This window comes from Corynebacterium alimapuense, assembly GCF_003716585.1.
Taxonomy (GTDB): Bacteria; Actinomycetota; Actinomycetes; order Mycobacteriales; family Mycobacteriaceae; genus Corynebacterium; species Corynebacterium alimapuense.
This window is the reverse complement of record NZ_PTJO01000006.1, coordinates 45147-58545: the sequence shown is the minus strand read 5'-3', so window position 1 is coordinate 58545 and position 13399 is coordinate 45147. Positions and strand designations below refer to the sequence as shown.

Below are 13399 nucleotides of genomic sequence, written 5' to 3'. Positions count from 1 at the left end.
CCTAGCTAGCTGGCGGTGATGGTATCGCTGGAGACTTCTACCTGTTTGCCCACTAGAGGATCTCGGGAGGGGCCGGAGACTACCGAACCGTCGGCGATATTGAAGACTGAGTCATGGACGGTGCAGCGAACGGTGTTGCCTTCGACCTCAGTAATAGGGTTACGCTGGTGGGGGCAGACGGTAGAGTAAGCGACGAAATTTCCCTCGGAGGGCTGTGCGAAGATAGTGTTGTCGATGATGACAGCACTACCGATTGGAATTTCGGTGGCTGCTATTTCCACGGGTGGCTCTGATCCGCAGGCGGCTAGGAACACGCCGGCGAAAGTGGTAGCCGTGCCGAGCAGGAACATTCGGCGATTACACGAGATGTCTTTGGAAGAAGATATTTCAGGCATAATCCCATTATGCCCTTTCACCTGCAGTTTCGGGACAAAGAAAATGCCTGATTAGCTAGAAAGTTTCTTTCCATATCATTTGTTTAATAAATGATAAGGCACTCCCACTATTGCCGATAGTGACTATCTGAAAAGCAGATCTTTATCTCCAACGATCATGCTGTGCATCCAGGAATATTAAGAGTGTTTCAAATCCTGGAATTTGCCTATCATTTTGAATTAAAACTAATGCCTTGCCGCTACCGGCACATCTGCTCAAGCCTGCCAAAGCCTGCTCAAATATGTTAGTTGGCGATGATCGGTGGGCGGTATCGAGTCATATCAAGCTGGCCTCTAATTTAGTCACTGTGACTATTATAGTCCATGTAAATAGCCCTACTGAGGCGTTCCGTTCTGGCCATTATTGGTCATACTAAACCCCTATATCAAATCGACTTCCCCCGTTGAGTGCTCCTTGATCCCCTAACTAAGGGTCACCCTGCTCGTTAGCTTTGAATAGGTGCCAGGCGATAATCGGCAGCTTGTGGAATCTAGCTAGCCCCAGCCTGAATCTGTCCTAGCTGAGTAGCTTCGTCCTTCTGGGAGTAGTGAATGCTCTGATCCATGTTTCACGTGAAACTTGATAGCGCAAAGGGAGACGTCGAATAGGGGCCTCGTGGTCTAGGCCCATTGGGTGGACGGCCCAATGTAGGAGACCGAGCATATCTCGAGGGGGCGTGGCGGCAGGTCTTGAGTGTGTGGAAGATACTGCTGACTATGTTGTGATTCTGCGAGAGTGTTGTCGTGAGGGCGAGTGATGCGCCGGCCGCAATAGGCGCTAGAGCTAAAGGTGTCGAAGATTGCTGTCACTCTGCCTAGTGGGAAGGTGTGAAGATTCGACTATGAGGTCAGGTTCCGGAGTAGGCCTCATTGCTTTTTGGTTTCACGCTTCCATCGTCAGCGAACAAGCGGTGAGTGGAGAAGACGTCAGTTGCTCCTCCCCTGGTGGTGGCTTAGGCACTGTTTTCCTCGCGGGTCTAGCGTGGGCTACCCGTCCAGTATGGAAAGGCCGTGGCGGTTTCCGGCCATGCAGGAACGTATGATTCTCGGAAAGACCTGACCTAAGTGGCGGCGAATGGGCGGACTGTTTTGGTCGCTAGATTCATCGCACCAAGAGCACGCTCGATCAGAAGAATGGCCCTATTCCAATTCCTTAACACGAAACAAGCACGTTTCACGTGAAACATCTCCCTCGAGGCTGGGCGGAATCTAGCACCTCGTAGCGAAACATGAGAAAGCGCCCGCCGAGCAGTGAGAGAATCCCTCACTGCTCGGCGGGCGCAAAATTGGCTACCGAGAACTATGTGGTGGCAGCTTTCATGGCGGAGATGAATTCGCTAAGTTCTGCCTTCAATCCGGCCATGTCGGGAATATGTCCTGGAGTAGGATGCTCCCCTTCGACGTAGCGATCGATGATCTTGGTGATGGCTGAGCCGGAGATTGCTCCGGCAGCACCAGCGGCGATGGCATCACGCACATGTGCCGGGGATGAAATTCCGAAACCGAGCAAGATCGGCGGTCCCCCAAAACGCTTGACGTTGTTGACTACTTCGGCAAGGCCGGAGACGGAAGATTCACGCTCGGTACCGGTGACGCCGTCTCGGGAAACTGCATAGATATAGCCCTTGGAATGAGCGGCTACGCCTTGAAGGGTTTTCTCGGCGGCCTGTGCCGGGGCAATGAAGATCGGGTCGACTCCCGCTGCTTCGGCTGCGGCCGCGAAGGGAGCGCCTTCCCGAACTGGAACATCGGGAATCAAGATTGAGTCGGCCCCTGCCTCCGCAAACTCGCGATAGAAGGTGTCCACTCCCCTGGCAAAGGGCACGTTGCCATAGATCAGCAAGCCGATGGGCAGGTCTGGGTATGCCTCGCGAATAACTCTGATCTGAGCGAGCGCATCGTCTACGGTGACCCCACTGTCCAAGGCCCGGATATGTGACTTCTGAATGGTAGGGCCATCGGCCACCGGGTCGGAGAATGGCACGCCTAGTTCGAGAGCGTCGGCACCAGCTGCGACAGCCGCGGTGATGATCTCTAGCGCATCGGCGGGGGTCGGATCTCCGAGCATGATGAAGGGTACGAAGGCACCTTCGTTGCGGGAGGAGAGGGTGGCAAATAGCTTTTCATAGCGTTGAGTCATGGCTAGTTGTCTTCCTTCAGCTTGAGCTCGGGATGCTCCGAGAGAGTGCGGCGGACATGGTCGACGTCCTTGTCGCCCCGTCCGGAGAGGGATACGAGAATAGTCATGTGCTCGCCGTCTTCTTCTGCTGTCTTGGCACGCTTGAGGGCATAAGCCAAGGCATGTGAGGACTCGAGTGCGGGAATGATGCCTTCCCGAAGAGAAAGTAGCTGGAAGGCTTCGAGTGCTTCAGCATCGGTAATCCCGACATAGGTGGCACGACCAGTGTCATGGAGATAGGCATGTTGGGGCCCAACGCCCGGGTAGTCGAGGCCAGCTGAGATGGAATAGGATTCTTCAACCTGCCCTTCGGCAGTACGCATGAGATAGCTCCGGGCTCCGTGCAGAATGCCTACTTGGCCGTTGCTGATGGTCGCTCCGTGCTTGCCGGAATCCATCCCCAGACCGGCGGGCTCCGCGCCGACGAGCTCGACGCTTTCATCACCTAAGAAGTCAGCGAACATGCCGATGGCATTGGATCCGCCACCAACGCAGGCTACGACTAGATCCGGCAAACCGCCGGTTCTTTCGAGCATCTGGGCTTTGGCTTCTTCGGAGATGACCTTGTGGAACTCGCGCACAATCGTCGGGAAGGGGTGCGGGCCAGCTGCCGTACCGAGCAAATAGTGCGACTCGTGGAAGGTAGCAGTCCAATCGCGCAATGCCTCATTGACAGCGTCCTTGAGGGTGCCGGAACCGGAATCAACCGGGATCACCGTGGCCCCCATGAGCTTCATTCGGTAGACGTTGGGCTGCTGGCGCTCGACGTCTTTGGCGCCCATGTAGATCACGCAGTCCAGGCCGAGCAAGGAGCACGCCAGTGCGGTCGCAGTGCCGTGTTGGCCAGCGCCAGTCTCGGCGATAATGCGGGTTTTACCCATCCGCTTGGCCAACAGGGCCTGGCCAATAACCTGGTTGGTCTTGTGTGCGCCACCGTGCACGAGGTCCTCGCGCTTGAGGAAGATGCGTGCGAAGCCCTTTCCTTGGCCAGCCTCGGGGAGGTTGGCGCATTCGGTAAGCGGCGTTGGTCGGCCGAGATAATCGCGGAGATAGCCGGCCAGCTCCTCGCGGAAGGCAGGATCATTCTGGGCATCGACGAAGGCTTGCTCAAGTTGGTCGAGCGCAGGGATCAATGATTCGGGAACGAACTGGCCGCCGAATTCACCGAAGTAGGCCGGAAGGAGGGTCGCTCCCCCGTCGCGGGCTTGGTTGTCAGTCATGAGATTTATCCTTTGGTGGATGTTGTCAGTAGCTGTAGCGGCGGATGGTTTCGAAGGCTCGGCGTAGTGACCCGGCGTCTTTACGCCTAGCCCACTGCCCGGCACTCGAGGGGTACTCCACTCCAGAATTGAGATCAAGGCCGTGGCAGCCGACGGCGAGCGCCTTCTCGAGGTTATCCGGACCCAACCCGCCGGCCAGCAGGCTCTGCTGTTTGACGGCGTTGGGGATCCGTGACCAGTCGAAGGATGTGCCGGTTCCGCCGTCGCCAGCATCGAGTACGAGGAGATCTACCGAGCCTTGGGCGATGAGAGCTTCGGCTAGTGCCGGGCCGTGTTCTGTAGTCATGGAGACCGCACGCCACACGTCGATATCTTCGGGAAGCTCAGCGCGCACTGCGGAAATCAGCTCGAGTTCAGCTTCCACAGAACCTTGGTAGGAGGAGTGAATTTGGACCGCAGTCACTCCTTCGAGCATGAGCTCGGAGTAGCCGGAGGTTCGGCGGGAAACCGCGACGTAGTTCAAATCTGGTTCGTGCGCGATGATCTTCTGCGCGGTTTCACGTGAAACATTGCGCGGAGAACCCTCTTCAAAGATGAGTCCACCATAGGTAGCTCCCGCTGCCCGAGCGCTCTGCGCGGCGCTCGCTGAGCCCAACCCGCACACCTTATTGGGCCCAAAGACCAAGCGGCGGGCGGCGGCGTCGACGTCCGGTTGGCTGGTCAACTGTGAACCCACAAGGAAGCCATTGGAATGTCTACCGAGCTGTCGGACCGTCTCGTTGTCCCGAATGCCGGACTCGGAAATCACCACGGTGTCCTCCGGGGCCAAGGCCGCCAACCGCCCCGAGCGCCCAAGATCGATGCTCAAGTCATGGAGATTGCGATGGTTAACACCGATGATGTGAGCTCCAAGCCGGAGAGCGCGCTCGAGCTCTTCCTTATCGATTACTTCCGTAAGGACATCGAGACCATGTTCGGCGGCCACCTGAGCTAGCGCGGCGTACTCGAGATCATCGAGTACTGAGAGCATGAGCAGGATCGCATCGGCGCCGAAGTAGCGGGCGGCGTGGATTTGGACGGCGTCGATAATGAAGTCTTTGCACAGAACCGGCAGATGGGTCGAGGAGGCAACAGTGGCCAGATGGTCATAGTCGCCGCCGAATCTATCGAGTTCGCAGAGCACGGAAATGCCCGCGGCATAGCGAGAGTAGACCCGCGCGATGGCGCCTGGCTCATAGTGCTCTCGGATCATCCCGAGCGAGGGGGAAGAGGACTTGCACTCCATGATGAAGTTATTGCCTCCCCTCCCCTGTTGGCTGAGGGAGTCATAGAGTGAGCGGGTCGATGGCTCAAGTGCTTCGGTGTCCACATGCGCGATCCGTGCCCGGATCTCGGCCAGGTGCCCACGACGGCCTTCGACGATTCCTTCTAGGACGGTCGGCAGGTTGCTATTTGCCATAATCAATCCCCTCATGTTTGGCCAACCACTGCTTGACGGTGCCGTCATTGATGAGCTTGAGCGCTAGCTCCGTGCCCTCTCGGAGGGTCGCTACCTGAGAGCTGATGTAGAACATTGCTCCGGCATTAACCGCGACAGCATCGCGGTGTGCCTGTGGTCCGGTGCCATCAAAGATAGCGCGCATATGACGGGCGTTGTCCTGCCCGTCGCCGCCGGCCAGATCGGCCAGATCCCACTGCTCGACACCGAGTTCCGCGGGGGTCAGCTCATAGGTTTCAATCGACCCATCCTCGGTGAGCTCCCAGAAGATGGTGGGTCCATGGACGGCGATCTCATCAGTGCCGGAGCCGTGGACTACTAGTGCCCGCGAACGGCCCAGTTGCCGGAATACCTCGGCAATCATCTGGCCCTGTTGCGGGTTAGCGACACCCATAATCTGAAACTCAGGACGCACCGGCGACAGCAATGGGCCGAGCACATTGAACAGCGTGGGTACCTTCAACGCCTTGCGCACCGGCTGCGCGTGAGCGATCGCTGGGTTATAAGCCGGTGCAAATAGGAACGTAAAACCAGAAGCCTCGACCTGGCGAACAGCCCGCTCGGGATCCAGATCCAATGGGATATTCAGGGCCTCGAGCACATCGGCCGAGCCGGACTTGGAGGAGACCGAACGGTTGCCATGCTTGACCACTCGCAGTCCCCCAGCGGCGACCACGAGGGAAGCTCCAGTGGTGATGTTGATGGTATTTGCGCCGTCGCCACCAGTGCCAGCGGTATCGAGCACACCCTTGCCCGAGACCGGGAAGGGGCGTCCGGCATTGAGGAAGGCTTGAGCGGCGCCAGCGATATCAGCGAAGGTTTCACCACGGGTACGGATGGTCGCCAGCAGCGCGGCGATATGGACGTCGTCATAGTCGCCGATGGTCATTGGAGTGAAGACCTCGACGGCCTCCTCCACAGTTGGAGTGGGATTATCCAGGTAGCGGATCAGGGTAGTGAGGGTGTCGGAGCTAGTCATTAGTTGGCGCCTTTCTTCTCTTCTGTGGAGGTCAGCAATTGCTGAATACATCGGCTGAGCATGACCGGGCCTTTGGGGCTAAGAACGCTCTCTGGGTGAAACTGTAGGCCGATCGCAGTGCCTTGGGCAGTCTCTGCAGCCATCACGACGTCGCCAATTTCGGTCGAGGTGGTCGCCAAGGAGACAAATTCGAGCGGCGTCGAAACGCAGCCCAGAGAGTGGTAGCGCGCCACCGGAACCAAGTGTCCGGTCACTCCGGGAAGATCCGGCCCAGCATCCACGGTGAGGCCATCGAAGATGGGATGCTGGGCACCAGCCTCGGTCAGCTCCATCGGTACGGATACGCCATGCACCGGCCCGCAAGGTTCGACGGTGCCACCGTGATGCGCCAGCAGAGCTTGGAAGCCAAGGCAGATTCCCAGCAGTGGGATCTCCCCCAACGTCTGCTCGATGAGATCCATCATGGTGCCTGCATCTCGTGGGTGGCCGGGGCCAGGTGATAGACAGATCAAGTCCGGCTGCGCGGCCAGCACTTCCTCGATGGCCACGGTATTGCGGAATACCGTGCATTGGTAGCCCGCTTCAGCGAAGGCATCGACCAAGTTGTAGACGAAGCTGTCATGGTTGTCGATGAGCACGATGTGAGTCATCGGATGACCTCCAGGGTGGAATTGGCGGCCAACGCGATGGCATTGAGCACGGCGTAGGCCTTGTGCAGAGTCTCGTCGGCCTCAGCCTGCGGATTGGAATCACGGACTACGCCTGCACCGGCTTGGACTGCCGCTACCCCATCGCGCACAAATGCCGAGCGGATGACGATGCAGTTGTCCATATCTCCGTTGCCTCGGAGGTAACCGATCGCTCCCCCGTAGGATCCGCGGCGTTGCTTTTCGACGCCGCGCAGCAGCTCCATCGCGCGCAGCTTCGGCGCCCCACTGAGGGTGCCCATGTTCATGCATGCCCGGTAGGCATCGAGGGCGTCCAACTCTGGGTCGAGAGTGGCAGTGACTCGAGAGACCAAGTGCATGACGCGTGAGTAGCGATCAACTTGTAGTAGATCGGCTACCCGGCGGGTAGCAGGCACCGCCACTCGGGCGAGATCATTGCGAGCAAGATCTACCAGCATGGTGTGCTCGGCGATCTCTTTGGCATCGGTGCGCAGTTCTAATTCCGAGCGAATGTCGAGCTCGTGATTGACAGTGCCATCTGGGTTCAATCCCCTGGGGCGAGTACCGGCGATCGGGTAGAGCTCGACGGTGCGGGAGGCGGAGTCGAATTTGAGATTGGATTCGGGTGAAGCACCGAAGAGCTCATAAGTTCTCCCCTCGGCATCGAGACCGCGTTGGTAGAACATATACGGACTCGGATTAGTCTCACGCAGCTGGCGGTAGGCAGCGAAGGCATCGAGGCATTCGGTGGTAAATGTGCGAGCCGGGACAACTTGGTAGATATCGCCGTTATAGATATGGCTCTTGAGCTCTCCGACCTGTCGGCGGAATTTCTCATCGGGAATATCGGCGACTACCTCCAAGGTCTCCCCCGGGTGTTCCGTGGCTCGGTAGGCATGTTTGCTATCGGGCTCGGCGGCGTCGATAAGCTCACTGAGTTTTTCTAGTTGCTCCTCGAGCTCAGCCGGGTCGGTAGCGGTGACTCCGGTGAGAGTGGCGGTCTGCGATTGATGGTGAATCGTCAGCACGATTTCCGCGAGGATGAACTGATAATCCGGGTAGGAATTAATCCCCGGTGCCACCTCGGGCAGCTGCTCGAAAGTCTCTAGAAAATCGAAGGCGATGCCGCCTGTGAGCATCGGAAGAATATGAGTGGGGTCTTCATAGCCAGCATCCCGGGTCAACGCCCGCAGCGGTTCAATTGAGCTAATCGCGGTGAGACGTTCACGTTCATCGACGGCATCAGAGACCGGAAAGGTGAAAGAATTCTCGCCTTCTGAGTACTGCGCTAGTTGGTGGTTCAACCGCTGGGTGAAGATCTCACCCGACTCGGTCAGCGGCTGGGCGGTGGCACTCTGGCCGCTGCAGCTTAGCCGCAAAGAAGCCGCGAGAACGGCTACGGAGGAGATACCGGAGCGAGTGGTGATGTCGGCGGACTCGAGCAGCACGGAATCCTGTGCGGCCGTGCCACCGATGTGGGCGAACAGTCCGGAGGCATCGGCGTGATACCGGACCTGCCGGGTGATAACGGTCGGGGAGCTCATCGAGGTGTGCTGGCCTTTCCTGGGAAGCGGGCATGATGATCGGCTTTAGTGCCTTAAATCCTCTGCGCCGGTTCCAGGGGCTGTGCACTCCTGGGGTGTGGACCGTCAAAAAAGGCCCGCGGCGCTTCGGAAAGAAGCTGGCGGGCCGAGGTTGTTGCAACAAACGTGGCACGCCAGTTAAGCGCGCCACCACCAATTGGTGCTTCGGGAGGAAGGAGAGTTGTTCACAAAGTGAAACGTTAATCCCGGAATACGGGAAGTGCAACTTACAGGGGCACCTCTTAGGGGCGGTCTGCTGCATCGGCAGCCCGGCGAAGTGCTTCCAGGTCGACCTGTGGTGCTGGGGCCTGCTCTGGTTCCTCGCCGCCACAATTACAGCTGTCGCCACATCCTTCAGCTTCCTCGGCCGCCTGGCTGTCATAGAGCACCGCCATCCGGGCTCCGGTATTGGCGCCGAAGCTCACAGCCACAACCGCGAAGAGCAGGCTGACGGCTGGCAGCACCCACAACCAACCGCTGGCGATGAAGGCAAAGAACCCACCGAACACGAGCGCCATTCCCGCCACCAGCCAGAAGGGACCGGCGACGGCATGGGCAGTATCCCAAGCTTCTCGAGACTTCCGGACCTCCGGTACTCGCAATCCCACCACGGGGTTGCCAGGCAGCTTCTTCGTCGAAGCTAGGGCGCCGAGGACGAGTAGGCCCGCGGCGAGAATAAGCAGAATAATGCCGATCATGGTCATGTGTTTAGTCTAACCCGATGGTTTTTAGCACTTAGCCCTGACCGGGCTGAGCCTGGGAGTACCCTGATTTCTGACAGATCCCAGCACACAGGAAAGAGGCCCCATGGACCTCAAGCGTCTTTCATCGTCGTTGTTATTTAGGGTGCTCATCGCGATCATCCTTGGCATCATCTGCAGTTTTTTCTTCCCGGATTGGTTAGGACGGGTATTCGCCACTTTCAACGGTCTCTTCGGCAATTTTCTCGGGTTTTTCGTACCGATCCTGATCTTCGCTTTGATCACGCCGGCCATCGCCGGACTGGGGCGCGGGGCTGGAAAGTGGCTCGGTATTACTACCGGAATTGCCTACACTTCTACGATTCTCTCTGGTCTGGTTGCCTACGGTGTCGCTACTGCGGTCTACCCCTGGTTGCTGGCTGATCAATCCATGGTCGATGCTGTTGATATTGGAGAAGGTGCGCTTACGCCCTACTTCGAGATCCAGATGCCGCCGCCCTTTGAAGTCATGACGGCCCTGCTGCTGGCTTTCTCCGTTGGTTTGGCCATGACAACGGTTAAATCTGACACCATCTACAAAGCTTCTCGCGACCTCGAACGGGTCATTATGAAAGTCATTGCCGCCTTCATTATCCCGCTCCTGCCGGTGTTCATTTTCGGCATGTTCCTATCGCTGGGGATGAACGGCAATCTTGCGGAGACGACCCTAGCCTTTGGCAAGGTGCTGATCTTGGCAGTGATCATGACCTTCCTATTCATCGCTTTCCAGTTCACCGTGGCTGGTGCAATCTCTGGGAAAAACCCCTTCGTCTCCTTCAAAAACATGCTTCCTGCCTATGCCACCGCATTGGGCACGTCCTCTTCCGCCGCCACGATTCCGGTCACCTATGCCTGCGCACGGCGCAATGGCGTGGAGCCCAATGTGGCAGGTTTCGTAGTCCCGCTCGGTGCCACGATCCACTTGGCCGGTTCGATGATGAAGATCGGGCTTTTCGCCTTCGCCATCGTCTTTATGGCAGGCATCGAGGTCTCCCCCGCCCTAGCTATCGGCTTTATCCTCATGCTCGGTGTGACCATGATCGCCGCGCCGGGTGTCCCTGGTGGCGCCATCATGGCGGCCGTTGGTCTGCTCAGCTCCATGCTGGGATTTGATGACAGTCAGGTGGCCTTGATGATCGCCGCCTATATCGCGATTGACTCATTCGGTACCGCTGCCAATGTCACCGGTGATGGTGCCATCGCTTTGATCGTCAACAAGTTTGCCAAAGGCAAGATCCCGGCCACCGTCGCGGAAGATGACGATGAGCGCATCGATCTCGATGCCGCTATGGGCACTGCGGAGAAGGATTAAACCGCCGCTTATCGACGCGCCCCCACCCCGCCCCGCACAGTCTTTGACTCGTGTGGGGCGGGTTGTTTCTATTCTGTGGGCTTAGCTTTCGGCTGCTTCATTCTGCTGCTTTGTGGCGGCTTGTTCTTTGGTGAGGCAGGGATCGGGACCATCCCAGTTTGGGTAGAGGTAGCTCAGAGCGCCAGGGTGGCTGAGCGATAGAGCGCCATTGGAATGCTGGAGCACTCGCCCGATGGTTGTTGGCGCCTGCAGGTAGCGGAAGCGTTCGTGGGGGTCTTCGATGGCTAGGAAGAGCTCCGGATTAGCTGGCTCGGGAATGCTATTAAACGCTGTCGCCTGTCGCCACATGCGGTAGAACCGCTGAAGATGGTCATCATCATGAACCCAGCCACGTTGGATTTTTTCGTCGATGAGAACGGTCAGCCAGTGGGGCTCAGCAGCGACAATCTCTACTTGTTTGATCCATCGAGAATATTTGTACGTGGCATTGGCTTGGAGCCAGTGAACATGGTGTCCGGGTGTGTAAAGGATGCAGTTTGGGTGCATGGTCGGAAGCTATCTCCTGGGTATCGGATCTTTCTCCGCCGAGGTTTCGGCGGAGCAGATCTTCCCCTGAGGACACCGTTGTATGGGACGCGGTGGTATGAGACGCGGGTGCCAAGCAGGGGGCTTTTATAAGAAACGCTGATCTTCTGGGGAGCTATGGGCGTTGCGGAGGAGTTCTAACACCCCGCTTATTCACGCGCTCCCCCAGCTGCGCCACGCATAGTCATTGACTGGCGTGGGGTGGGCTTTTCTATTCTGCGGGCCTAGTTTTGGGCGAGAATCGAATCATTCCGTCGCCGAGTTCCTTCATGCTGACACGTTGGGCGGCTTGCTCTTTGGTGGTACACCGATCGGGGCCATTCCAGTTTGGGTACAGGCATCTGCGAGCGCCAGAGTGGCTGAAAGCTAGGAGGCCATTGGAATGCTGGAGCACCAGACCGTACGCTGATGGCGCATGCAGGTAGCGGAAGCGTTCGCGGGGGTCTTCGATAGCTAAGAAGAACTCTGGATCGGCAAGCTCGGGATCAGGATTAACCGCAATCGTCTGTCGCCAAATGCGGTAAAACCGCTGGAGATGGTCATCATCATGAACCCAGCCACGTTGGATTTTTCCGTCGATGAGAACGGTCAGCCAGTGGGGCTCAACAGTGAGAATCTCCACATGTTTGATCCATCCAGCTTTTTTGTGCATGGAAAAGGCTTGGATCCAGTGAATATTATGTCCGGGTGTGTACCGGATGCAGTCTGGGCGCATAGTGGAAGCTATCTCCTGGGTATCGCATCTTTCTCCACCAAGGTCTCGGTGGAGCAGATCTTCCCCTGAGGGCACCGTTGTGCGAGACACGGTTGCCAGTCAGCAAGTCAGGGGGCTTTAAAACGCTGATCTTCTGGATCTAAGAAGCAATACTACCTCAAGTAGACCATGCTGTCTAGTTGGGGTTCTGGTGGGCGCCTAACTCCCTGTTTCGGACTTGAGGAGCGTCGTGTGCGCGGTCGTTGCGGCAGGCGTGGAGAGTGCCGGGTCGGCGGTGTCCGGGCCAGTGTCGGGCATCTTCTCTGGTCGAGGCGTCAGGCGCAGAATGTGGACGGTGACCGCCGCGGCAATGAGCGGCAGGATCAGGGCAGGGATGAGCTGCCCGATCAGCAGGATGGACAGCCCCATCCCTAACCACAGGAGGCTGAGGGTGCGGATCTTGTCCGTTTTCGTCATGGCGTGGTGGTAGTAGTTCGAGATGTAGCTGCCGAAAACTCGGTGGTTGATTAGATAATTAAACAGGCGCTCTGAGCTTCGCGCGAAGCAGTAGGCGCTGAGGAGGAAAAACGGGGTGGTGGGCAAGATGGGCAGCACTATTCCCACGGCGCCGAGGATGAAGCTCAGCGAGCCGCCGACAATGAGCAGTGACTTGAGCACATCTTCAGACTACGTCGAAAGTTGTAGAACTATTAGGGTCATGGTGGAGTGCTAGGCATTCGGTGTAGATGTGTCGGTGATTGTCTGCGGAATTAAATCAATCCGATATGATTTCACTATTGTCTGGGATATGCATAAGTAGCCAATTATAGTATTGTCCAGTGTACTAATTGATTCCGCTCGGGTGAGGCAGCCATGAATCCCACCATTATCCGAATGACACTTTTCGGCTTTTCCCTACTGATGTTCTTCGCCGTCGTCGGGGAGTTTATTGCTGCTGCCAGTTTCACTCCGGCCTATGACTGGGTGGGCAACACCATTAGTCATTTGGGAGCGACCACCTGCACCTCAATCGTCTATCCCCTTGACGTGGTCCCAGTCTGCTCTCCTGAGCACCTGCTACTCAATAGTTCGCTGGTTGTCTCTGGGATGGCGATGCTGGGCATTGCTCTGGTCGGTCGGTTTACGAAGGGTTTTTCCTATTGGGCCAGTCTGTTGTGGTTCGTAACCGGGATGAGCACGATGGCCAGTGGACTCATCCCCTTGGATGTCAGTCCTGAATGGCACCTATTTGTCACCACGCCGTTGTATCTTTCGATGCCCTTGGCGGTACTAGCCGGCGCTATCCAATTACAGGGTTGGGTGTCGCGGGTCGGCTACGGTTTTGCGATTATTGGGCTCTGTGCCGGGCTCTGGTTGGCCCTCTATGCGGGCACCCAGGCCTATGACGGACTGCTTGAGCGACTGGTTATTTGGCCTTCCACCCTGTGGGTTGCCCTGGCCGCCATCTTTGGTCATCCTCGCCCGCGATCCTGACCCGGGAGTTTGA

13 protein-coding genes and 1 riboswitch are annotated in these 13399 nt (G+C 57.6%); of the genes, 2 read left to right on the top strand and 11 right to left on the bottom strand.

Going from position 1 to position 13399, the window contains the following annotated elements:
- Window positions 1-5: 5 nt before the first annotated feature.
- The 8 genes from C5L39_RS09540 to C5L39_RS09505 all read right to left on the bottom strand — a co-directional run bounded on the left by C5L39_RS09540 (window position 6) and on the right by C5L39_RS09505 (window position 9265).
- Window positions 6-350 (bottom strand): Rieske (2Fe-2S) protein, encoded by a 345-nt coding sequence (locus tag C5L39_RS09540; RefSeq protein ID WP_123048686.1) that lies wholly within the window; start codon window positions 348-350, stop codon window positions 6-8.
- 1384 nt (window positions 351-1734) lie between these two features.
- Window positions 1735-2574 (bottom strand): tryptophan synthase subunit alpha, encoded by an 840-nt coding sequence (gene trpA, locus C5L39_RS09535; protein WP_123048685.1) that lies wholly within the window; start codon window positions 2572-2574, stop codon window positions 1735-1737.
- 2 nt (window positions 2575-2576) lie between these two features.
- Window positions 2577-3833: a tryptophan synthase subunit beta gene (gene trpB, locus C5L39_RS09530; protein WP_123048684.1), complete on the bottom strand. Its 1257-nt coding sequence runs from the start codon at window positions 3831-3833 to the stop codon at window positions 2577-2579.
- A 25-nt stretch (window positions 3834-3858) separates the two neighbouring features.
- On the bottom strand, window positions 3859-5292 hold the full coding sequence (gene trpCF, locus C5L39_RS09525; protein WP_123048683.1) for a bifunctional indole-3-glycerol-phosphate synthase TrpC/phosphoribosylanthranilate isomerase TrpF: 1434 nt from the start codon (window positions 5290-5292) through the stop codon (window positions 3859-3861).
- On the bottom strand, window positions 5282-6310 hold the full coding sequence (trpD, locus tag C5L39_RS09520) for an anthranilate phosphoribosyltransferase (RefSeq protein ID WP_123048682.1): 1029 nt from the start codon (window positions 6308-6310) through the stop codon (window positions 5282-5284). The genes trpCF and trpD overlap by 11 nt, the downstream gene beginning before the upstream one ends.
- A complete protein-coding gene (locus C5L39_RS09515; protein WP_123048681.1) occupies window positions 6310-6960 on the bottom strand; it encodes an anthranilate synthase component II in 651 nt (216 codons plus the stop codon). The genes trpD and C5L39_RS09515 overlap by 1 nt, the downstream gene beginning before the upstream one ends.
- Entirely contained in the window at window positions 6957-8522 is a 1566-nt protein-coding gene (locus C5L39_RS09510; RefSeq protein WP_123048680.1) for an anthranilate synthase component 1, read from the bottom strand. The genes C5L39_RS09515 and C5L39_RS09510 overlap by 4 nt, the downstream gene beginning before the upstream one ends.
- 281 nt (window positions 8523-8803) lie before the next feature.
- Window positions 8804-9265: an SdpI family protein gene (locus tag C5L39_RS09505; RefSeq protein WP_123048679.1), complete on the bottom strand. Its 462-nt coding sequence runs from the start codon at window positions 9263-9265 to the stop codon at window positions 8804-8806.
- A 103-nt stretch (window positions 9266-9368) separates the two neighbouring features.
- Here C5L39_RS09505 and C5L39_RS09500 point away from each other — a divergent pair, with 103 nt between their 5' ends.
- Window positions 9369-10613: a dicarboxylate/amino acid:cation symporter gene (locus C5L39_RS09500; protein ID WP_123048678.1), complete on the top strand. Its 1245-nt coding sequence runs from the start codon at window positions 9369-9371 to the stop codon at window positions 10611-10613.
- Between the two features lie 81 nt (window positions 10614-10694).
- Here the strand turns inward: C5L39_RS09500 and C5L39_RS09495 are convergent, their stop codons facing one another.
- The 3 genes from C5L39_RS09495 to C5L39_RS09485 all read right to left on the bottom strand — a co-directional run bounded on the left by C5L39_RS09495 (window position 10695) and on the right by C5L39_RS09485 (window position 12570).
- Window positions 10695-11159, bottom strand: coding sequence for a hypothetical protein (locus tag C5L39_RS09495; protein ID WP_123048677.1), 465 nt, complete (start codon window positions 11157-11159; stop codon window positions 10695-10697).
- A gap of 250 nt (window positions 11160-11409) precedes the next feature.
- Window positions 11410-11820 carry a hypothetical protein gene (locus C5L39_RS09490; protein WP_126268753.1) on the bottom strand — a complete coding sequence of 137 codons (411 nt, stop codon included), beginning with the start codon at window positions 11818-11820 and terminating at the stop codon, window positions 11410-11412.
- A 114-nt stretch (window positions 11821-11934) separates the two neighbouring features.
- A riboswitch (SAM riboswitch) is annotated at window positions 11935-12053 on the bottom strand.
- A gap of 58 nt (window positions 12054-12111) precedes the next feature.
- Entirely contained in the window at window positions 12112-12570 is a 459-nt protein-coding gene (locus tag C5L39_RS09485) for a YbaN family protein (protein ID WP_123048675.1), read from the bottom strand.
- A 195-nt stretch (window positions 12571-12765) separates the two neighbouring features.
- On the opposite strand from C5L39_RS09485, the gene C5L39_RS09480 reads away from it, so the two are divergent.
- Window positions 12766-13386, top strand: a complete 621-nt coding sequence (locus C5L39_RS09480; RefSeq protein ID WP_123048674.1) for a DUF998 domain-containing protein — start codon at window positions 12766-12768, stop codon at window positions 13384-13386.
- Window positions 13387-13399 lie beyond the last annotated feature (13 nt).

What these genes read in the sequence shown, in the direction of transcription:
- C5L39_RS09480 (WP_123048674.1), top strand. Translation starts at nt 12,766, where the DNA reads ATGAATCCCACCATTATCCGAATGACACTTTTCGGCTTTTCCCTACTG.
- C5L39_RS09515 (WP_123048681.1), bottom strand. Translation starts at nt 6,960, where the DNA reads ATGACTCACATCGTGCTCATCGACAACCATGACAGCTTCGTCTACAAC.
- C5L39_RS09505 (WP_123048679.1), bottom strand. Translation starts at nt 9,265, where the DNA reads ATGACCATGATCGGCATTATTCTGCTTATTCTCGCCGCGGGCCTACTC.
- C5L39_RS09540 (WP_123048686.1), bottom strand. Translation starts at nt 350, where the DNA reads ATGTTCCTGCTCGGCACGGCTACCACTTTCGCCGGCGTGTTCCTAGCC.
- trpB (WP_123048684.1), bottom strand. Translation starts at nt 3,833, where the DNA reads ATGACTGACAACCAAGCCCGCGACGGGGGAGCGACCCTCCTTCCGGCC.
- C5L39_RS09500 (WP_123048678.1), top strand. Translation starts at nt 9,369, where the DNA reads ATGGACCTCAAGCGTCTTTCATCGTCGTTGTTATTTAGGGTGCTCATC.
- C5L39_RS09495 (WP_123048677.1), bottom strand. Translation starts at nt 11,159, where the DNA reads ATGCACCCAAACTGCATCCTTTACACACCCGGACACCATGTTCACTGG.
- trpCF (WP_123048683.1), bottom strand. Translation starts at nt 5,292, where the DNA reads ATGGCAAATAGCAACCTGCCGACCGTCCTAGAAGGAATCGTCGAAGGC.
- C5L39_RS09510 (WP_123048680.1), bottom strand. Translation starts at nt 8,522, where the DNA reads ATGAGCTCCCCGACCGTTATCACCCGGCAGGTCCGGTATCACGCCGAT.
- trpA (WP_123048685.1), bottom strand. Translation starts at nt 2,574, where the DNA reads ATGACTCAACGCTATGAAAAGCTATTTGCCACCCTCTCCTCCCGCAAC.
- trpD (WP_123048682.1), bottom strand. Translation starts at nt 6,310, where the DNA reads ATGACTAGCTCCGACACCCTCACTACCCTGATCCGCTACCTGGATAAT.